The 20868-nt window shown below is 61.1% G+C and carries 17 protein-coding genes; 11 read left to right on the top strand and 6 right to left on the bottom strand.

What is annotated here, in order from left to right:
• Positions 1 to 21: 21 nt before the first annotated feature.
• Complete coding sequence (locus L0U80_RS27000; protein ID WP_233873288.1) at positions 22 to 1320, top strand: TAXI family TRAP transporter solute-binding subunit; 1299 nt, start codon at positions 22 to 24, stop codon at positions 1318 to 1320.
• Positions 1321 to 1500: 180 nt separating this feature from the next.
• Positions 1501 to 2853, top strand: coding sequence for an L-cysteine desulfidase family protein (locus L0U80_RS26995; RefSeq protein ID WP_233873285.1), 1353 nt, complete (start codon positions 1501 to 1503; stop codon positions 2851 to 2853).
• Positions 2854 to 3027: 174 nt separating this feature from the next.
• Here the strand turns inward: L0U80_RS26995 and L0U80_RS26990 are convergent, their stop codons facing one another.
• From L0U80_RS26990 to L0U80_RS26980, 3 genes are all read right to left on the bottom strand, one after another.
• On the bottom strand, positions 3028 to 4098 hold the full coding sequence (locus tag L0U80_RS26990; RefSeq protein ID WP_233873283.1) for a glycosyltransferase: 1071 nt from the start codon (positions 4096 to 4098) through the stop codon (positions 3028 to 3030).
• 816 nt (positions 4099 to 4914) lie between these two features.
• The gene (locus tag L0U80_RS26985) at positions 4915 to 6339 is read right to left on the bottom strand and encodes a YeiH family protein (protein ID WP_233873280.1); all 1425 of its coding nucleotides are present in this window, start codon (positions 6337 to 6339) and stop codon (positions 4915 to 4917) included.
• Positions 6340 to 6610: 271 nt separating this feature from the next.
• A complete protein-coding gene (locus L0U80_RS26980; RefSeq protein ID WP_233873277.1) occupies positions 6611 to 7522 on the bottom strand; it encodes a LysR substrate-binding domain-containing protein in 912 nt (303 codons plus the stop codon).
• Positions 7523 to 7781: 259 nt separating this feature from the next.
• Here L0U80_RS26980 and gtdA point away from each other — a divergent pair, with 259 nt between their 5' ends.
• The 5 genes from gtdA (at position 7782) to L0U80_RS26955 (ending at position 12193) form a co-directional block, all read left to right on the top strand.
• Positions 7782 to 8825 carry a gentisate 1,2-dioxygenase gene (gene gtdA, locus L0U80_RS26975; RefSeq protein WP_233873274.1) on the top strand — a complete coding sequence of 348 codons (1044 nt, stop codon included), beginning with the start codon at positions 7782 to 7784 and terminating at the stop codon, positions 8823 to 8825.
• Between the two features lie 81 nt (positions 8826 to 8906).
• Positions 8907 to 9605: a fumarylacetoacetate hydrolase family protein gene (locus tag L0U80_RS26970; RefSeq protein ID WP_233873271.1), complete on the top strand. Its 699-nt coding sequence runs from the start codon at positions 8907 to 8909 to the stop codon at positions 9603 to 9605.
• Between the two features lie 36 nt (positions 9606 to 9641).
• Positions 9642 to 10292: a maleylacetoacetate isomerase gene (gene maiA, locus L0U80_RS26965; RefSeq protein ID WP_233873268.1), complete on the top strand. Its 651-nt coding sequence runs from the start codon at positions 9642 to 9644 to the stop codon at positions 10290 to 10292.
• A gap of 64 nt (positions 10293 to 10356) precedes the next feature.
• Complete coding sequence (locus tag L0U80_RS26960; RefSeq protein ID WP_233873265.1) at positions 10357 to 11565, top strand: 3-hydroxybenzoate 6-monooxygenase; 1209 nt, start codon at positions 10357 to 10359, stop codon at positions 11563 to 11565.
• Between the two features lie 361 nt (positions 11566 to 11926).
• Positions 11927 to 12193, top strand: coding sequence for a DUF4148 domain-containing protein (locus L0U80_RS26955; RefSeq protein WP_233873262.1), 267 nt, complete (start codon positions 11927 to 11929; stop codon positions 12191 to 12193).
• A 285-nt stretch (positions 12194 to 12478) separates the two neighbouring features.
• Here the strand turns inward: L0U80_RS26955 and L0U80_RS26950 are convergent, their stop codons facing one another.
• Entirely contained in the window at positions 12479 to 13348 is an 870-nt protein-coding gene (locus L0U80_RS26950) for a TIGR04325 family methyltransferase (protein WP_233873259.1), read from the bottom strand.
• An 825-nt stretch (positions 13349 to 14173) separates the two neighbouring features.
• Between L0U80_RS26950 and L0U80_RS26945 the strand changes: the two genes are divergently transcribed.
• Together L0U80_RS26945 and L0U80_RS26940 are read left to right on the top strand one after the other, a co-directional pair.
• Entirely contained in the window at positions 14174 to 14440 is a 267-nt protein-coding gene (locus L0U80_RS26945; RefSeq protein WP_233873256.1) for a DUF4148 domain-containing protein, read from the top strand.
• Between the two features lie 309 nt (positions 14441 to 14749).
• A complete protein-coding gene (locus tag L0U80_RS26940) occupies positions 14750 to 15805 on the top strand; it encodes an NAD(P)/FAD-dependent oxidoreductase (RefSeq protein WP_233873253.1) in 1056 nt (351 codons plus the stop codon).
• Between the two features lie 101 nt (positions 15806 to 15906).
• Here the strand turns inward: L0U80_RS26940 and L0U80_RS26935 are convergent, their stop codons facing one another.
• The gene (locus L0U80_RS26935) at positions 15907 to 17685 is read right to left on the bottom strand and encodes a dihydroxy-acid dehydratase (RefSeq protein WP_505880161.1); all 1779 of its coding nucleotides are present in this window, start codon (positions 17683 to 17685) and stop codon (positions 15907 to 15909) included.
• Between L0U80_RS26935 and L0U80_RS31980 the strand changes: the two genes are divergently transcribed.
• On the top strand, positions 17606 to 17914 hold the full coding sequence (locus L0U80_RS31980) for a transposase (protein WP_505880160.1): 309 nt from the start codon (positions 17606 to 17608) through the stop codon (positions 17912 to 17914). The genes L0U80_RS26935 and L0U80_RS31980 overlap by 80 nt on opposite strands.
• On the top strand, positions 17911 to 18741 hold the full coding sequence (locus tag L0U80_RS26930; protein ID WP_505880162.1) for an IS3 family transposase: 831 nt from the start codon (positions 17911 to 17913) through the stop codon (positions 18739 to 18741). Before L0U80_RS31980 ends, L0U80_RS26930 begins: the two co-directional genes overlap by 4 nt.
• Before the next feature lie 231 nt (positions 18742 to 18972).
• Here L0U80_RS26930 and L0U80_RS26925 read toward each other — a convergent pair whose 3' ends face one another.
• Positions 18973 to 20865: a thiamine pyrophosphate-dependent enzyme gene (locus L0U80_RS26925; protein WP_233873250.1), complete on the bottom strand. Its 1893-nt coding sequence runs from the start codon at positions 20863 to 20865 to the stop codon at positions 18973 to 18975.
• Positions 20866 to 20868: the final 3 nt, after the last annotated feature.

Below are 20868 nucleotides of genomic sequence, written 5' to 3'. Positions count from 1 at the left end.
CAACGCAGCCAGAAACGGCCCATGACCCCGGCGAAACGACGCCTGCTGGTCATTGGGGTAATCGTTCTGGTCGTCGCGTCTGGCTGGGGGATGGGGCTCGTGGTCGAACCCGCGTTCCAGCGCACCATCGTCATCACGAGCGGCGCGGACAACGGCATCTATCGCGGTTTTGCGGATCGCTATGCGCCGATCCTGAAGCGCGCAGGCATCAAACTCGTTATTCACAGTTCTACCGGCTCGGTGGAAAACTATGAGCGACTGAGGGACCCGAAGAGCGTCTACCAGGTCGGCTTCATCCAGTCTGGAACCACACGTCCAAAAGAGACCGACAATCTGCAGTTGATTGCTGCCGTGTCGTACGAACCAATCTGGGTGTTCTATCGCGGCGACGCCACGGTCGACAGGCTATCGCAACTACGTGGCAAGAGGATTTCGATCGGCGTGCCCGGCAGTGGCCTGCTGAACGTCGCGCAGGAATTGCTCGGCCATAGCGGCATCACGAGCCAGAACGCCACACTGCTGCAACTGGATGCCGCTAAGGCTTATCAGGAACTCGAAAACGGAAAGATCGACGCCGCTTTCTTCATCGGCAGACCCGACGCCGACATGCAGAAGACACTGCTGAACAGCGATCTGAAACTGATGAGTTTCGCGCAGGCCGATGCGCTGACCCAGAAAATCCCGTCGCTTGTGAAAATCGTTTTGCCGCGCGCATCGACGAATGTCGCTGAAGATCTGCCGCGCACCGACGTCACGCTGCTGGCGGCAACGGCGCTGCTCGTATCGAAAGACGCGATGCATCCCGCGCTCGTCTACCTGCTGCTCGATGCGGCCCGCTCCGTTCACACTGGCGAAGACTACTTCACACCGTTCGGCACGTTCCCGAACCTGAATTCGCAAGAATTCCCCGTCTCCGACGAAAGCGTTCGCTACTTCAAATCCGGCCAGCCATTTCTGTACCGCAATCTGCCGTTCTGGCTCGCGAGTCTGATCGAACGACGCCTGTTGATCCTCGTGCCCTTCGCGGCGCTGCTGATCGGATTGATTCAGGCATTGCCGCGCCTGCTCGAAGCGCGGATGAAAAAGCGCCTCGTGGTCTGGTATCGCGAGATCAAGGCACTGGAAGACGAAGTGTGGAGCAACAGCAACCCGACCCGCTCGCAGATTGCGCAATGGCGCGACGAGATCGAAAACATCGACGCTAACGCGAGCCAGATACGAATTCCGTATAAATATTTTGAGGACGTGTATGGCCTCAAGCAGGCAATTGGCGTCGTGCGGGAGCGGATTGCGCTGGTTGCGCAGAGAGCCAAGGGATAGCGGCAGGTGCTGCTGTTACCGTCGGGATTGAACACCCTCGCACCTTGCCTGACCGGTCACCCGACTACCCGGCGCTCGTTTGACAGATAAAAAATTCCATAACCCGACTTTAATGAAGTGAAATATGGAAGAAATATCTCCATGCCGCGGCATATACTTTTTCGCTTCACGAGCAAAAGTATGGCAATGGATCCGCAAGTACTGATTCAGTGGTTAAAGAGGGAAGTGTCGCCGGCACTGGGGTGTACCGAACCGGTAGCCATCGCGTTCGCCGCAGCTGCAGCGGCACAGCACCTGAGTGAACCCGTTACCGGGATTACGGGCCATGTGTCCCGGAATCTTTACAAGAACGCGATGGGTGTCACCATACCCGGCACTAATTCGTGCGGCGTGGAACTGGCGGCAGCACTGGGCGCGATCTGCGGAGATCCGACTGTGGGCCTCGAAGTTTTCCGCAGCGTCGAGCCTCAGCACGTTGCCAACGCACGCATGATGGTGGACGAAAGCCGCGTCACTATCGAGCAAAAGGAAACAGCCGAATTCCTCCATGTCGATCTCACGCTGAAAGGCGGAAACGATCAGTGCAGGATTGTTGTGAGTGGCGGGCACACCAATATCACGTACCTGCGAGTCAACGATCACGTCGAGATCGATCGCCCTGCCCGCGCCTCGCGCAGCAATGACAATCGGCTGCCCGACTTTACCCTGCGGGACGCTTTTGATTTCGCGGATTCAGTCGCCTTCAAAGACATCGCGTTCATGCTCGATGCGGCGAAAATCAACAGCGCACTTTCCGCTGAAGGACGGCGCGTGCACTACGGCCTCAACGTCGGCGGAACGCTGCAAGACGCCATCTCGCAGGGTCTGATGCAGGACGATCTGCTCAACCGGATCGTGATCAATACGACCAGTGCGTCGGATGCACGCATGGGCGGCGCTACGCTTCCCGCGATGACGAACTTTGGTTCGGGTAATCAGGGCATTGCCGCGACGATGCCGGTCGTCACCGTCGCGGAGCACCTCCAGGCTGACGACGAGGCGCTGGCGCGCGCACTCGCGCTCTCACACCTGGTGGCGATCTCCATTCATGCGCGCTATACGCGCCTCTCGGCACTGTGTGCCGTGACTACGGCCGCCATGGGCGCGGCGGCCGGGATGAGCTGGCTGTTCTCCAAGGATTTCGGGGTACTGGAACGCGCGGTGTCGAACATGGTCGGCGATATCAGCGGGATCATTTGCGATGGCGCATCCAATACCTGCGCAATGAAGGTTTCGACAGCCACCACCAGCGCCTTCCGGTCCGTTCTGCTCGCCCGACAACGCATTTGTGCAGGATCGGGTGACGGAATCGTCTGCGAGGACGTTGAGGACACAATCAATAACCTGTGCCGACTGGTGACCCAGCCGATGAAACATACCGATGTCGCCATCATCGACATGATGTGGCAGAAGCCTTTGCGCGTATCGGGAGGCGAAACGAGGCAGGTGACGACGACGAAGGTCATCGCGAATGGTGCAGAGGTCGTTGCCTGAATGGCTAACTGACGCCTAACGGGTTCGCGCGGGCGTGGGAGCGCCTGCGCGTGGCCCACGTTGAGCTGCGCGCAGTAACGTCTTAAAGGACGTTTCGCGCGTGCTCAAATCCATCAACAACTATCAGCGTCAAACCCTTGCTGCGCAAGGCGCTTCGAATTTTACAGGGCCGACTCAGTATCCACGCAGCTTGCTCTTCGCGGCGGCGGGCACGATCCGACTGACGCCCAGTACGCCGAGAAGCAGATCTTTTATCCCGCTCTTGGGCCCCTTGGCCCATACGTCCCCGGACCGGTATCCACCCGATGTGAGAATGCCCATGAACCGCCGGAACCGACGAACAATCCTGTCACCCTGATATAGCGCGATGCGTTCGCGGTAAAGGCGCGCAATCGCCTGATATTTTTCTGCCCCGGCCCGTGCGCTGGCCGCCTGGGGGATCGCGGGCTGTTGCGCAATCTCATCCAGGATTGCCGCGCGTCGCTCGAATACCAGCGCAAGATGTTCCCAGCGACCCAGGCACTCGAACAGAAAATGCGGGGCCAGTGAGAGACGCGACTCGCCGATCCAATCGGATTCGGATGACGTCGTCGTAGACTCGTGCCGTCGGTACTTCGCTAGAGGTGCGTCAACGTAGGCGAGCGCGCCGAGGGTATGGGCGAGGAAAAAGTACCACTGGTCATGAGGGTTCGGATTTTTGCCGTCCTCCCTTATACCGATAGGACGATCCCATAGGGACGAAAACTGTACGAGCTGGCGGTCGAAGACGAAGGTAAAGCCATAGCAGCCCAGGAAGGGGTCGACACTCAACGGCGGGTTGTAGGACTTGGCGAGCGCGTACCTTGCGAGGGTACCGATGGGGTTCAGGGCGCTGTCCGTCACAATCGCATTGTGGTAGACCATCAAGGCGTCTGTGCGTTCGAGCACGTCCACGCAGCGCTGGAGTTTATCGGGCTGCCATACGTCATCCTGGTCGCAAAACGCGATGATGTCCGAACTACACAAACTGGCGGCGCGCATGAAGTTGGCGCGATAGCCGAGCCTCTGCGGATTCACGTAAACGCGCACCGGGAATGGTGCGGTATCGGAGAATTCGGCAAGGATGGCTAACGTGTCGTCGGTCGAGACATCGTCCGTGACGACCAGTTCCGCCGGCGGACGAATTTGTGACGCGAGACTCTGGAGTTGCTCGAGCAGATATCGGCCACCGTTGTAGGTAGCCATTGCCACGGATACAGACTTCATGAATCGATCTCCTGCAGTGAGAGGGATGTCTTCCACCCGCAGAAGCGACGAATGTGCATCCTCAGCACCGCGATACCGCACGCGTCCGTATATGCCTTGTACGCAGTGACCTCGGCGACTGGGAATCTTTGTACCACGAGCGGGCGGCGCGAATATGTGGCGTAGCTCGCATTACCACCTTATTAGTTGCTTAGCCGAAGAAACCAGAATGCGTCTGTTGAATTCCGGGTAGGTGGTATCGTCCGGCTTTTTTTGCGTAACAAGACAAAGGGAAGTCACGCATCGCCAGTTGTCCGAAGCCGCATTGGGTGTGAGCGCGACCGCGCGGCATGGCACAAAAGGCCCGTTCAATTTGCCAGCAAAGTCGGGTTGAGAAAATCGCCTAAAGAAGCGAGTTCGGGAATGCGACTCCGCTCGTTTGAATATGTCCCGGCAGACGAGAACACAAGCGATCCAGGTTGAGCTACGCCCGGAAACGCCTCAAACGACGTTTGGCTCATGCCCAGCGTGACCGAACCGCTTTCGCGCTCCGCTTGCCGCCACGCCGGACACCGCTCGCGGCTCAGTTGTGCGGTGAAAACTCCGCACAACTATCGCCGGGTGCGGTCAGCCGGTCATGCAGCCGGCACAACCGACTCTCAGCCGCGCTCGCGCCGTAACCCGAACTGAACACGACGAGCCCCGGAATCCGCCGCTCGAGCGTGCCGCGCTCATTGTCGCGATGGCGACAGCGTGCGCATGCCGCTCCGTCGCACGGCTGGGGCACGGGCGCTGCCGCCAGCGTCCGCAGCCGTGTCAGCAAGCTGGTGCCAGGCATCACGATCCCTGCCCGAGGCTATTCCAGTAAGACGCGAACACGTGCGCCGAGAGCGCGTAGCCGATCACGATGTTCACGGCCACTCCCACCGTGAACGCAAGAAACGGTCTTACGCCGGTCGAGGAAAGCGAGCGCAGCCGCGTCGTCAGCCCGATGCTCAAGAAGCACAGCGTGAACGCCCAAACGCGCAGCGCGGTAATCGGCGCGACGAACTCGGGCGTAACGATCTTGCGGTAGTCGGTGAGCGAATAATGGCTGGCGATCCACGTGACCAACGCCGAAGCGATCAGAAAGCCAATCACGAACTTCGGAAAGCGTGCCCAGATTTCGCGTGCGTCAGCCTTCGACTTTACGCCATCGCTCGTGCGATCCCAGCGCGTCGTTGCGATCAGCGCGAGCACGAACGCCCAGATGCCGATCCAGATGTCGCGGCCCACCACTTTCATCAGCGTGAACGCCTGCACCGATGCATCGGGCGCACCGGCGATCGCGCCAGCGGTCTGTTTCGCAATATCGCCATAGGCCTGCGCGGCGGCGATGCCGGCAGCGTCGGCGAACTCCGACGTGCCGATCCACGCGCCCGCAACCCCCGTCGACAGCCCGAACGAGCGAGCCGCAAACGGCAGCACAAAGAGCGTCACGATGGCCCACACCACGACGAGCGTGATGGCGACGGACACCTGCTCGCGCTTCGCGCGCACCGCACCGGCCACCGCGATTGCAGCCGACACGCCGCACACCGCTCCGCCAACGCCGAGCACCGCGGCAAAGCGCGGGTCGAGCCGGAATGCCCGCGCCGTGAAAAAGATCACGGAGAACGTCACGAGCGACACGATGCCCGCCTGAGCAACTGCAACGGGCCCGGCCCACGCGATCAGCGTGAACGGCAGCGTCGCGCCGAGCAGCACGATCCCAACCTTCACATAGAACTCGACGCGCAGTCCTGCCGCGAACCACTCGGGCAGGCGGAACACGTTGGAAATCACGAGCCCGACCGCGAGCGCGACGAGCGGAGGTTCGAGGTTGTACTTTGCCGCGCCGGTCCACGCGCCGAGCGTGAAAATCACACCGGACGCGACGAACAGGATGAAGAACGCGGGCAAGAAATGGGCGATCTTCTGGCGCAGCGCGACGATGCTGATGCTGAACAGCCCCGCAAGCACGACGAATAGCGCGACATAGTTCGGCCAATGATGCGAGAAGTCGGCGCCGGTCTGCGCGAGCGACGACCATTTCGCGGGCGCCACCGCGAGCCATTTGATGCTGTGACCGCTACTGAACAGGCCCCACGCGACAACGATTACAGCAAGGCCGATCCACACGGCCCACCAGTCTTCATTGGAAAAGAGCCCGCCGCGCTCGGTGCGCTGCGACGGGGCTTCAGCCGGCGACGCGTCGGCCGGCAGGGTTTGATGGGTGGTCATAGGCTAGCGTGCAGAGTTAAGGAGTCCCGACGCTCCATGTCATCGCAATGGCGAGCTGATTTATGGTTAAGGTCCACGCCGGTGGGGCGAAGTATAGGTAGGGCCTAATGCAAAGCGAAACGATCTTTCGCGCTATCAATATGACTGCAAGGTATTAGCGCCAGATCCATGTAAGCGGATGCGTGAGAGCAATGCGCATTTCGGGCGGCGGCAGGTCGCCATCTCGCCTACGGGTGCGCGGGACCATGCTCTGAAGCCGACGCTCAGTGGCTCACGGTTCCGCGCAGGCACGTAGACAATCGAGCGCCAGCGTCACCGCATTCCTGCTCACGGCGTCGGCTCGCCAGTACATCGACACGGCTCCGGCGCCCCCGAACGGCATCGGCAGCACGCGCAGCAGGTTCGAGCGCTCGAAACGCCGCGCGGCGCGTTGCGAAGCCACGCCGAGCAACATCGAATGATTGAGCAGCGTGATGTTGAGAAGCGACGAGTTCGATTCGACGCAATGGCGTGGCATCGCGCGCCCCGCCGTAATCAGTGCGGTTTCGAGCGCGTTACGCACGGGTGTGCCCTCGGGCCAGACGATCCATTGATACTGGAACAGATCGTCCCAGCCGACCTTGTCGCGCGCCGCGAGCGGGTGATCGAGCCCCGATACGAAATTGACCGGATCGTGATAGAGGATCTCGGCGCGAAGTTGCGCGGTCATCTGCCGGTTCGCCGCGCGCCCCACCACGATGTCGATCTCGCCGTGCTGGAGCTGCGGGATAAGACGGTCCATCGTGCCTTCGACCAGCCGCACCTGCGCACGCGGCATCTGCCGCACGAGACGCGCGACGGCGAGCGGCACCGTGTCTGCGGCCGAGACCCCGGAGGTGCCGATCGAAATCAGTCCGCTGCCGCCCTCGCGCAACGCGTCCATGTCGTCGCGCGCGCTGTCGAGGTGACCAATGATGCGTCGCGCGTGCTCAAGCAGTGCTTCGCCGTGCGCGGTCGGCCGAAGCCCGCGTGCATGGCGCTCGAACAGCGGCAGCGCAATGTCCTCTTCGAGATCCTTGAGCCACTTCGACAACGCGGGCTGCGTCGTGTGCAAAGCCTCCGCCGACTGGCTCAGATTGCCCGTCTGCGCCATCGACAACAGCATCTGCAGGTGCCTGAGTCTCAGGCGGTCAGTCCAGTCCATGTCACGCGTCCCTGGCGAGGTATATCCAGAATTATATGGATGAGATGAATTCGCGATTATACAAATATAGCTCGGCTGCCTTATAAATACGCTCCATCAACAAGTTGAACCCGAAACGCGCAGCGCCCCGGCGTCTGCGACACGCCGGAAATACAGCAACCATCTTTCATGGAACCGGAGTCGGCGTAAGGGGCCCGAGCGAGTGCCAAGGCACGAACTCTGGTCGACACGCTAACTCCAGTCGACAGAGGAGACACGCATGACGACTGCCCCGTCGGCCGAACGCCAGGCTTATTACGGCGAAATCGCGAAACGCAATCTGGCGCCGCTCTGGGAATCGCTGCACGCACTGGTGCCGAAAGAGCCACGCCCGCAGATCGTGCCCGCGCACTGGAAATACGCCGAACTGCGCGAGCTGGTGATGGAATCCGGCCGTGTGATCACTGCCGCCGAGGCCATCCGCCGTGTCCTGATCCTGGAGAACCCAGGGCTGCCGGGCAAGGCGAGCATCACGTCGAACCTCTACGCCGGCCTGCAGTTGATCCTTCCAGGCGAAATCGCGCCGAGCCACCGGCACACGCAGTCGGCGCTGCGCTTCATCGTCGAGGGCAAGGGCGCGTGGACCGCGGTCAAGGGCGAACGCACCACCATGCATCCGGGCGACTTCATCATCACGCCGTCGTGGCAGTGGCACGACCACGGCAACCCGACCATCGAGGCCGGCGGCGAGCCCGTGGTCTGGCTGGACGGCCTCGACATCCCGCTGATCCAGCAACTCGATGCGGGTTTCGCCGAGAATTTCACGGCCGACACGCAGCCAATCAGCCGCCCGGAGGGCGACAGTTTCGCGCGCTATGGCCACAACATGCTGCCGGTGCGCCACGAAGTGAAGGACGGCAGTTCGCCGATCTTCAACTATCCGTATGCACGCAGCCGCGAGGCACTTGACGTGCTCTCGCGCACTAGCGAGGCCGACGCCTGGGACGGCCACAAGCTGCGTTACGTGAACCCGGCCACGGGTGGCTATCCGATGCCGACTATGGCGACCTTCATGCAACTGCTGCCGAAAGCATTCCGCGGCAAGGCGTACCGCACGAGTGAGTCGACCGTTTTCAGCGTCGTCGAAGGTCACGGCACCGTGCAGATCGGCGACTCGACCTTCCGGTTCGCGCCGCGCGACGTGTTTGTCGCGCCGTCGTGGCAGCCGGTCCGTTTCGAGTCCGACGAGGATGCCGTCCTGTTCAGTTACTCGAATCGCCCCGTGCTCGCTGCACTCGGCTTGCTGCGCGAAGAGCGCATCTGAGCTTGCGACGCGCGTGAAAACGCGCGACACAGCACCAGTCAATAAGTCATCCGAATCAATTTGAAAGAAAGAGAGTTATCCATGGCATTCGTCTTCCAGCCCGAAGCTCCGGTCGCCGTGCCGGTCGCAGGTTCCAGCGACTCGATCGCGGTGCGCCGCGTGTACTGCGTCGGTCGCAACTACGCCGCCCACGCACGCGAAATGGGCTTCGATCCGGACCGCGAGCCGCCGTTCTTCTTCTGCAAGCCGGACAACGCGGTCGTGCCGGTCGCCTATGACCAGACGCTCGAACTCGCCTACCCGGCCGAGACGGAAAACTATCACTACGAAGCCGAACTGGTTGCCGTGATCGGCAAGAGCGGCGCGAACATGCCGCTCGAACAGGCACTCGAGTACGTCTGGGGCTACGCGGTCGGTCTCGACATGACGCGCCGCGACCTGCAGATGAAGATGCGCGAAATGGGCCGTCCGTGGGAAATTGGCAAGGCGTTCGACCAGTCCGCGCCGATCGGCCCGATCCATCCGGTCGCGCAAGTCGGTCATTTCGAGCAAGCAGGCATCTGGTTGAACGTGAACGGCGAAACCCGCCAGAAGAGCGACGTCACGCACCTGATCTGGTCGGTTGCGGAAACCGTGTCGTATCTGTCGCGCTTCTTCAAGCTCGAACCGGGCGACCTGATCTATACCGGCACGCCCGAAGGCGTCGGTGCGGTCAAGCGCGGCGACACCATGAAGGTTGGCGTCGAGCGTCTCGGCGAACTGACCGTCAAGGTCGTCTGAGCGACGCACCCTTTCAGCACGAACCGGACAACCGACGTGGATCTCTACAGCTTCTTCAACAGCTCGACCTCGTACCGCGTGCGCATCGCGCTCGCACTCAAGGGACTCGACACGGTGTATCACGGCGTGAACATTCGTGTCGGCGAGCATCGTGACGCCGATTACGTCGGCGGCATCAATCCCTCGGCCAGCGTGCCTGCGATCGTTGACGGCGATTTCCATCTGGGCCAGTCGCTCGCGATCATCGACTGGCTCGATGTCACGCATCCCGAAACGCGGCTGATTCCGTCCGAGCCTGCGTTGCGTGCGCGCGTGCTCGAATTCGCGAACCTGATCGCGTGCGACATCCATCCGGTCAACAACCTGCGTGTGCTCAAGTATCTGACCGACGTGCTCAAGGTCACGCCCGAGCAGAAGGACGCCTGGTACAAGCACTGGATTTCGGAGGGTCTCGGCGCTGCCGAACGCCTGCTCGAGCAAGCCGCGGTACGCGAAGGCGGCCCGTGGTGCTTCGGCGCCGCGCCGACGCTGGCCGACCTGTGCCTCGTGCCGCAAATCGCCAACGCACAGCGTATGGGCTGCGACGTCAACGTGTATCCGCGTGTGATGGCGGTGTATCGCCACGCCGTCGAGCACCCGGCGTTCGTCAAGGCCGAACCGAAGAACCAGCCGGACTTTAGCGCCTGAATTGAGCCCCCTCGCCCGTGGGCTCCCCAGATAATCAGTAATGCGTAATACCAAGGAGACAGACATGACCCAGACTTCCATGGCCCGCCGCCGCGTGATTGTGGTGGGTGGCGGCATCGGCGGCCTGGCCGCGGCGCTCGCCATCGCCCGCCAGAACGTCGAGGTACTGCTGCTCGAACAGGCCGACCAGATCGGCGAGATCGGCGCCGGTATACAGCTCGGCGCCAACGCCTTCAACGCGCTCGATGCGCTCGGCGCCGGCGAGGCCGCGCGCAACCGCGCCGTCTTCACCGATTCGCTGACGCTGATGGACGCAGTCGATGCCCGGGAAATCGCGCGCGTCGAAACCGGCGACGCCTACCGTGAGCGCTTCGCAAACCCGTATGGCGTGATCCATCGCGCCGACATTCACTTGTCGGTCTTCGAGGCCGTGCAGGGCAATCCCCTGATCCAGTTCCGCACCAGCACGCACGTCCAGCGGATCGAACAGACCGAACGTGGCGTCACCGTGATCGATCAACACGGCAACCGCTACGACGCCGACGCCGTGATCGGCGCCGATGGCGTGAAGTCCGCGGTGCGCGCCACGCTGGTCGGCGACGAGCCGACTGTGACCGGCCACGTGGTGTATCGCGCGGTGGTCGACGTCGAGAACATGCCCAAGGATCTGCAGATCAATTCGCCGGTGGTCTGGGCCGGTCCGCGTTGCCATCTGGTGCACTACCCGCTGCGCGGCGGCAAGCAATACAACCTGGTCGTCACGTTCCACAGCCGCCAGAAGGAAGTCTGGGGCGTCACCGACGGCAGCAAGGAGGAAGTGCTGTCGTACTTCGAAGGAATCCATCCGCTGCCGCACCAGATGCTCGATCGCCCGACCTCGTGGCGCCGCTGGGCCACCGCCGACCGCGATCCGGTCGAACAGTGGAGTTATGGCCGCGCAACGATTCTCGGCGACGCAGCCCACCCGATGACGCAGTACCTCGCGCAGGGTGCGTGCCAAGCGCTTGAGGACGCGGTCACGCTTGGGGCCGCCATCGGCGCAACCGATGGCGATTTCGTCGAGGCCTTCAGGCTCTACGAAAAAGTGCGCATCCCGCGCACGGCACGCGTGCTCTGGAGCGCGCGCGAAATGGGCCGCGTGTATCACGCGAAGGGTGTCGAACGCCTCGTACGCAACCAACTCTGGGTCGGCCGCACGCGCGAACAGTTCTACGATTCGCTCGAATGGCTGTACGGATGGCGTGCCGAGGACTGCCTGAAGGGCGCGCTTTGATGTTGTGACACGGGTGGCGCGGCCCGGATCGGCAAACCGTTCCGCCGCGCTGCCTGGGCGCTTCTCGCGCCAGGCTGAGTTCCCTGACCTGCCCCGGCTCCGGCGGCATGACCCCGCGCGGCGGACCGTTGCCGGTTGTGCGAACCCCGTCAACCGGACTATTCGCTTCTCCGCTCTCGCTGTTACCTATCGCTGCAAAAATTCGCGACTTTTAGCCAGATCTAGTTGCCATTGTTAAATCAGTGGCAACAGTGAATTCACAAATTAGGTATTTACCCTAGTATTCCGCCCTCCTACACTGTCGTCAGTGCTGCAGACACACAAGTTCTCAGCCGACAAAACAAATCTGGAGGTAATAGTCATGAAATCGCTCGTTCAAGCTGTCGTTATCGCTGCCACCCTTGCTGCTCCGGTCGCTGTTTTCGCCCAATCGGCCCAGCCGCTGACCCGCGCGCAAGTCCGTGAAGAGCTGGTTCAGATCGAAAAGGCCGGTTACAACCCGTCGCATTCGAACCCCAACGACTACCCGGCGAACATCCAGGCTGCCGAAGCCCGTGTTGCCGCGCAAAACGCCGCCGTGGGCGGTGTGACGAGCGGTTCGTCTGAGGAAGGCCACGCTGTCAAGTAAGCTGTCCGGCTGAAATTCGCCCGGGGGCTTCGCTCCCGGCGTTTTGACGGTTTCCCCTGCTGGCTCGCCATCGCGGTTTGTCGCGATGGCGAGCCAGTTTCGTTTACGAACGCTGCCAGCCGTCACGGGGCGCGCCCTGAACACTGCGCGCAGCGGCATACCTGCCACCACTGGCTTCCGTGGGATAGGTGCACGTCAGGTTGTGCCGTTTGCGGATGACCCGCTGAAATGGAAATACGTCGATCCGGCGTGCCGCATCCGGTGCGATTCTTCTGGTTCAGTGGACTAGACCTCGGGTACGACACGTTCAAAGTAATACCCGTAGTAACTCTCGACTTCGTACTCGTCCTTAAAGGGTATGCGCATGCGGCGATCAAGGTCCCAGTGATCTCGCACCCGATAGCCGTGGGTTTTCATGTCGGCGACCAGGCGTTCGATCGATTCCACGCGGTAGGGGCATACGGCGACCCCCAGATTCTGCAAGGTGAAGAACGCCTTTTCGGGGTGCAGGGGTATGAGGTTAAACAAAACGTGACGCGGTGGGTGCGAAAGCCCTCCAATAAGCGACGGCAGGCTGTATCCAAGATACTGAAGCGCGCCGGAACAAATGAGAACATCGAAGCCGTTAGCTTCGTGCGGCGTTTCGCAAAATTGCAGTGCTCCCAATTTGTCGCGTTCAGAGGCCATGCACCTGCCTGCTGCCACCACGTGAGGCAGATCATGCACGCACCAAACCAGGTCGGCTGGAAATGAGATGTAACGCTGATATCCGTAGTAGGCGAGACCCAGGTGGCCACCGAGATCAAAGACCCTGCGCCCACCTTCGCTCAGGATCCGATTGATCCAGAAAAGTGATGGGTAGTAGCACGTTGGCAGCGAGTCCAACTGATCCAGATATTTGGTGGTCACCGCTTCGACGTCGTAGGTAGACGGCAACCGCTCCGAAGAGATGCGTTGCGCCTCATTCAGCGCTTCTTGATATGTACCGTAGACGCCAAAATACAAGTTTCCACCACGAGAGGGCTTGCGAAAATAGCGTCGGTAGAACTGCGCACTCAAGAGCCTTATGACGGGGAGTTCCGAGAACTCACGCGCAATGCGCAGTACTCGTCGACGCAAATGCTGCCGTCTCGCGGCAGAATCGATTGTGCTCATTCCCTATCTCCCAGCAGGTGATTCCAGGGATCTCGATCAAGCCTCGCTGATGCGTTGTATGAATGAAATTTGAACGGGCGCCGATTCAAATTACTTTTGAATTCGTGCTTGCAAACCTGAAGAATTTTGTCGTCTGAAGGCAGTTCGCGGGATATATCAAGCAACGCAGTACTATCGCCAGGCACAGACATGGTGCACATCCGTAGGGTGTAGAACACTGCTCATAGCCTACTATCCCGCCTGTCTGCCGGACGTGCGTTGACGGACATTCACGGCTATGTGGACGTTCACCCGGTCCGGTTGAATCGCCAGTTCGGCGTTCGCGAGTGTCGAGCCTGGTTATCGCGTTGCCGGTCTGATTGATCGCATTCACCGAAATCCGCAGACATAACTGCCTTTATCTGTTCCGGCTTCCCAGCGCCTTCAAGCGGCGTCCGTTGAATGTCGCGGATAAGCACGTCAATTCATCTGAACTTTAGACGGCCCCGCCCTGCCATCCACACGGTCATCTCGCGCAACTGGCGTGAAAACGACACGGCTGTGTCGTCGTTTGACTTCCCCATTCGATGCCTGCGCATCTGTCTGATCGGGCTGAAGTTGAGCCTTTGGCCGCGCCGGAAGGGCGCCGCCCGGTGGCGAGCGCTGCACGCAGACTGTCTCCGTGCGGCCGAGACCCCGACCGGGTTCCAACGTTATTGTTTACTCAGCGAAAACAGTGAATTCGGAATTTAGGTATTTACCCTAGTATCTCGCCCTCCTACACTGTCGTCAGCGCTGCAGACATACCCCTTCGCAGCCAACAAAACAAACCTGGAGGTAATAGTCATGAAATCGCTCGTTCAAGCTGTCGTTATCGCCGCCACCCTTGCTGCCCCTGTTGCTGTGTTCGCCCAATCGAACCAGCCGCTGACCCGCGCGCAAGTCCGTGAACAACTGGTTCAGATCGAAAAGGCTGGCTACAACCCGGCGCGTTCGAACCCGAATGAATACCCGTCGAACATTCAGGCCGCCGAAGCCCGTGTTGCCGCGCAAAACGCTGCAGTGGGTGGTGTGACCAGCGGCACGTCGCAGCAAGGCAACGCTGCACAGTAAGCTTTCCGGCTAGAAAGCCGAGGGTTGTCGGCGGAGCGCCTTTTCCGTCGTGATCCGGTGGTTGCCCCTGCTGGCTCGTCATTGCGATTTGTCGCGGTGGCGAGCCAGTTTCGTTTACCTAATCGACATCGGGGAGCCACTCATATTTCGGCACGCAGGTGGCAAGTGCCGCCACGCTACTGCATTTTCCTCATTCCCCGGAGTATCCCGCGCCGGCTGTAATAGTTTCGTTGCGGGTGTGGCATTGGAACTGTATGGTGAAGTCGTGGGGCTCTGGTGCGCCCCGCGTGACGTCCATGAGGAATCCATATGGTATCCACGACAACCAACTCCAGCGTGTCCGATATACGCACCGATGTGCTGATCGTAGGCGCCGGTCCAGTAGGCCTGTTCGCGGCGTTCGAGGCAGGCGTGATCGGACTCTCGTGTCAAATAGTCGATGGTATCGAGAGGCCCGGCGGGCAGTGCATCGAGCTGTACCCCGACAAGCCAATCTACGATATTCCGGCTATTCCATCGTGCACAGCGCGCGATCTTGTCGATCGTCTCATGGAACAGTGTCGGCCGTTTGAGCCGGCCATCCATCTAGGTCAGCGTATCGAGACACTGGAACAGCGGGAGGGTGGCCGCTGGCTCGCACGCACCGACAAGGGTGTCACATTCAATGCCGCCGCGATTCTGATCGCAGCGGGCAATGGCGCATTTGTGCCGCAGCGGCTCACACTTGATGAGGCGGCGCCGCTCGAAGGCCGATACGTCCATTACAGCGTTTCCGACGCCGAAATCTTTTCCGGCAAGAACGTCGTGATCGCGGGCGGCGGTGACTCGGCGCTCGACTGGGCGCTCGCGCTGCAACCGATCGCACGGCGCGTCACGCTCGTCCATCGGCGCAACGGGTTCAGCGCGACCGATTCAAGCGTGGCCCGGTTTAATCAGGCAGTCGCCGCGGGGAAAATGGATTTTGTGGTCGGCACGATTGCCGCGCTGCACGCATCAGAAGGGCCGCTCGATTCAATTGAGGTCCGCCAGATGGACGGTTCGGTGCATATCGACGCCGATCAGTTGCTCGTGCTATTCGGACTGGTCGCGGCGCTCGGTCCGATTGCGAACTGGGGTATCGCCGGACCTGCGGGGCGGATTTCCGTCGATACGTCTTACTACGAAAGTTCACGCCCCGGTATTTTTGCAGCCGGCGATATCGCTGCGTATCCAAACAAGCAGAAGCTGATTCTGTCTGGATTTCATGAAGCGTCGCTCGCGCTGCGCAAGGCCTATACGTACGCATATCCCGACAAAAAGCGTGTGCACGTCCATTCGAGCTACGACACCAAGCTTGCCGAGCGTGTAGCGGCAGTTCACGCGTAGTGGCCACGAGCACACTGCCCGGTTAGCTTGCACGGCCTATCGTGGCCGCGACACTCAACTCGCTTTCCTGGCGCCAGTCCGGTGGTTTGTTCAGCGCAAGCTCACGGTGCGGTTCCAGTGAGAAAATCAAAATCGCATCCGTGGGCGGCGGACAACACGTGCTTGTTATAGAGATGCTGGTATCCGCGTGCATGCGCCTCTCCTGGTTGCTTGAACGCTGCGGATCGACGTGTCAGTTCCGCGTCATCGACAAGCAGATCGATCCGTTTGTCCCGTGTCGAAAGACGGATCCGGTCGCCATTGCGCACCAATGCCAGCGGACCACCGACCGTCGCCTCCGGTGTTACGTGAAGCACGATGGTCCCATAGGCCGTCCCGGACATTCGCGCGTCGGAAATCCGTACCATGTCTTTCACACCGGCTCGCGCCAGTTTTTGCGGAATCGGCAGATATCCGGCTTCGGGCATGCCGGACGGACTGCGAGGACCCGCGTTCTGCAACACGAGAATGTCGTTGGCCGTTACGTCCAGATCGGGATCGTCGATCCGCGCCGCGAGATCCTCGAGTGAGGTGAATACGACAGCCCGTCCCTCATGTTCGAGAAGTTCCGGCGTTGCTGCAGCACGCTTCAGCACCGCGCCATCGGGCGCCAACGTACCGCGCAGGATGATGAGGCCGCCCTCTGCGCTCACCGGATTTTCGGCCATCCTGATTACTGATGCGTCCACTGGATCGGCAAGCGGGCGGCTCAGGCGCTCACCCAGAGTCTGTCCGGTGATATCACGACACGACAGATCGACTTTGGACTTCAGTTCCCGCAGAACGCCCTCCAGCCCGCCGGCGGCGTGGAAGTCTTCCATGTAGCCGTTACCCACTGGCTTCAGATCCACCAGCACGGGTGTTTCGTCTGATAGCGCATTAAATTCGTCGTAGTCGATTTCGACGCCGACCCTGCCTGCAATCGCCGCAAGATGAATCACGGCGTTGGTCGAACCCGACACCGTCAGCAAGACGCGCAAAGCATTGCGAACGGAGGCCGGCGTCACGAGATCGGCGGGCTTCGGCCCACCGGCAATCGCCATACGCGCAGCAAGCGCGCCCGTTTCTTCGCAGTTGCGCAAGCGGTCCGCATGAACGGCGGGAATTGCCGCCGAGCCCGGCAGCATCATGCCAAGCGTCTCGGCGATCAGCGCCATCGTCGATGCCGTACCCATCACTGCGCAGGTTCCGGCTGTCACAGCCAGCCGTCCCTCCACCTGCTGTATTTCTTCTTCTGAAACCTTGCCTGCGCGGAAATTCGCCCAGAACCGGCGGCAATCCGTACACGCGCCGAGCCTTTCGCCGCGATGGCGACCGGTGAGCATCGGGCCAGCAACAACCATGGCGGCTGGGCGCCCTGCGGAAATCGCGCCCATGAGCATGGCCGGCACGGTCTTGTCGCATCCGCCGAGCATCACGACGGCATCCATCGGCTGGGCGCGGATCATTTCCTCGACGGTCATCGCCATCAGGTTGCGATAAACAAGCGACGTCGGCGACAGAAATACCTCGCCTAGCGAGATGACCGGGAACACGACCGGAAGTGCGCCCGCCGCGAGCACACCGCGCTCGACCGCCTTGATCATTTCCGGAAACTGCCTGTGGCAGTTATTAAAACCACTTTCCGAAGTGCAGATTCCCACTATCGGTTTGTCGAGCGAAGCTCCCGTATAGAGAGGTGGCCGCGCAAATTCGGACAGTCGGATAAGTGGTTTGGCCGGGGCCTGAGCCAGCGATAATGCTGGCAAAGGAACCGAGGAAATGACGAAGAGAACCCGACGGACGCACTCAGCGGCGTTCAAAGCGAAAGTGGCACTGGCAGCGGTCAAAGGTGAGCGCACGCTGGCCGAACTGGCACAGCAGTTTGATGTACATCCGAACCAGATCACGGAATGGAAGCGGCAGTTGCAGGAGCGTGCGGCAGACGTGTTTGGTGCGACAGGTGCACCGTCGAGCGATCCGCCGGTGGACGTGAAAACGCTGCACGCGAAGATCGGGCAGTTGACGCTGGAGAACGATTTTTTGTCAGGAGCGCTCGGCAAAGCCGGACTGCTGAGCGCAAAGCGATGATTGACTGTACGCATGCGCTGCCGGTTTCGCGACAGACGCGACTGGTTGGCATCGCGAGATCGAGCGCATATTACCGGGCGCAGCCGGTCAGCGAGGTCGATCAGTTGCTGATGCGGCGAATCGACGAACTGCACATGGAGTTCCCATTTGCAGGGGCGCGGATGCTGGCGCGCCTGTTGCGCCGGGAAGGCCATGAGGTGGGTCGCCGTCGCGTACGCACGCTGATGAAGCGCATGGGCGTCGAGGCGCTGTACTGCAAGCCGAACACGAGCCGCCGCAACGCGCAGCACAAGATCTGGCCGTACCTGCTGCGCGGCATGAAGATCGAGCGTGCCAATCAGGTGTTCGCCCTCGACACGACGTACATTCCGATGGCGCGCGGCTTCGTGTACCTGACGGCAGTGGTGGACTGGGCGAGCCGCAAGATTCTCGCGTACCGGGTCGCCATCACGCTGGAAGCCACGCACGCCGTCGAGGCGCTGGAAGAGGCGTTCGCCCGCTACGGACTGCCCGACATCGTGAACACCGATCAGGGTAGCCAGTTCACGGCGGGCGCGTTCACCGAGGCGGTGCTGAGCCGGGGCGTGCGGCTGTCGATGGACGGCAAAGGGGCCTGGCGCGACAACGTGTTCGTCGAACGGGTGTGGCGCAGCATCAAGTACGAAGAGGTCTACCTGAAAGCGTACGAGTCGGTCAGCCATGCCCGGCGCTCCATCGGCGAATACGTCGAGCTGTACAACCGGAAACGGCCCCATTCGAGCCTGGCGGATCAGACCCCGGATGAGGCATACTTCGCGACGCTGCCTGCGATCAAATCGGCAGCATGATTGCCTCGGACGTTCCACTTAAAAATCTCAGATGACTGTCCGAACGAGTGAGGCCACCTCTTAGCCCATCGATTTGGCGAACGACCGGCGCAAATAACGCGCGAAATCGAAATCGCCGTAATTCGTCAATCCATTGTCCAGACCGCGAGGACGCTTGGTCATTTTCCACTCCCTGCAATCAGCCGATGACGAACGCATTGGGGCGCGAGACTGCTGCCCTTCCGGTTCCTCTCAGATACGTGTCTTCACATAAGTGCTCTGCACACTGTCGCACCATGGACCCACGTTCCACTCACCATAGGTGCTCATGCCGCCCTCAGGGTCCGGGCCGTAATAGACCTGGACGTGAATCAGGCTCAGTCCGGGCCAGGCGCGTGCTTCTTTCAGCGCAGCGCGAAGGCTCTCCTGCGTATTGCCTGCCGATAGCGCCTTCACGCCAGCAACCGAGCGTGCCATGGCGACATAATCGACATCCACCGAATCACAGGTCCGGTAGTCGGTGCGGAACTGGGCCTCCTGCAAACTGCTGATCGCCGCCATGCGGCGGTTGTCGAGCAGCAGGATGGTGCCATGCACACCGTGCTCGACGCCGTCGATCAGGATTTGCGGGTTCATCATGAACGAGCCGTCCCCGGTGAATGCGATTCCATATCGCCCGCTGGTTGCCAGCGCTTCGGAAAGCAGCGCGGACACTGCGAAACCCATATATGAAGCGCCGGACTCTGTATACGTTTCGCCGGGCACATCATCGGCAATCACCTGGAAACCGTTGGCCTGCACATCACCCGCATCAAAGAATTTCAGTGCGCCTATTTCGCGGCAAAAGCGGTCGGTTACTGCAATGACCTGAGGCTGCGTCAGCACCCCGTGCTGCCAGACCGGATCGAATCGTGGCGGACCGTCGGCACGCGCGCGACGCAACGTGATCCACTCGGCTTTCTTGCGCGCCGCCTCGGCAAGCCACGCCAACTTCCCCGCACGCAAGGGCCCCACAAGCGCCGCCGCCAGCCGCTTGCAGATGGTCGCAGCATCGCCGAGCAGCGCTTTGGTTTCGTTGTAGTGCTGCACGTCGAGCGGATCAGCATTGATATTCACGACATGACGCACCTTGGGCCATCCAATACCCGAACAATCCGACTGACAAACCGCACGACTGCCGATCACGATCAGCAGATCCGCTTCCTGCATCGCCCAGTTGCCGCTGATCGAGCCTTTTGATCCGCCCACGTGCATGTTCTGCGGATGCTCGTCGGGCAAAACGCCAACCGTTCCCGGGCTCAATACCACCGCCGCGCCGCCAGCTTCGGCCAGCAGCCTGACTGCTGTCGCCGCATACCGCGCACCCGCCCCCACCTTGATGGCAACTCGGTCCGCTCTCGCAATGAGCCTCGCCGCAGCGCCAATCGTTACCGCGTCCGGAACCGTCAGTACCGGCCACGCCGGTCGCGCCGGAAGTGCGTCGAGTCGTAGCGATACGCGTGCCAGTTGCGTGTTCAAAGGCAGATTCAGATAGAACGGCGACGGGCGCCACGGATGGAACACCGATGCACTGCCCTTGCGCAGCGCATCGCGCAACGCTGCGGGCGTATGCAATGTATAGGACGCTCCCATCAGTTCGGTCAAAGAGCCGAATAAACCCTGTCCCGACCGGGGAATCTGCTGCATGTTGTATCCCTCGCCGTGCGTCGTCTGATCGCCGTAGAGGTGGTAGACCCCGACGCCATTCGACGCCGCAGCCAGCGATCCTGCAAGCGCCTGCAACGCACCGGGACCGATCGACGTGACCACGGCGGGGACTTCGTCATAGACCCACGAGAGCGCCGTGGCGGCATGGGCCATTTCCACTTCGTTGCGAAACTGCCAGCAACGCACATGCCCGTGCGCTTCGTAGATGCGAAGAATCTCGGCGATCGCGGTATTGCCGTGTCCGAAGATCGCCAGGTATTTGGTCACGCCCTGCTTCATCAGGCCCAGCACCAGCGCCTCGGCCAAAGGCAATTCGATAACGTCGGAGACGAGGCCCGCGGCGATTGCCGCATTCAGGCCGCCTGCCTCGCGTAGCCAGGCGGCGCGGCTTTCGGGTGATGCCTCCCGTGGACTCAACGCGGTAACGAGATCAGCCATGGA

The sequence above is a fragment of the Paraburkholderia adhaesiva genome (assembly GCF_021390575.1).
Classification (GTDB): Bacteria; Pseudomonadota; Gammaproteobacteria; order Burkholderiales; family Burkholderiaceae; genus Paraburkholderia; species Paraburkholderia adhaesiva.
Note: the sequence above shows the minus strand (reverse complement) of the source record. Positions and strands in the feature narration are given on the sequence as shown.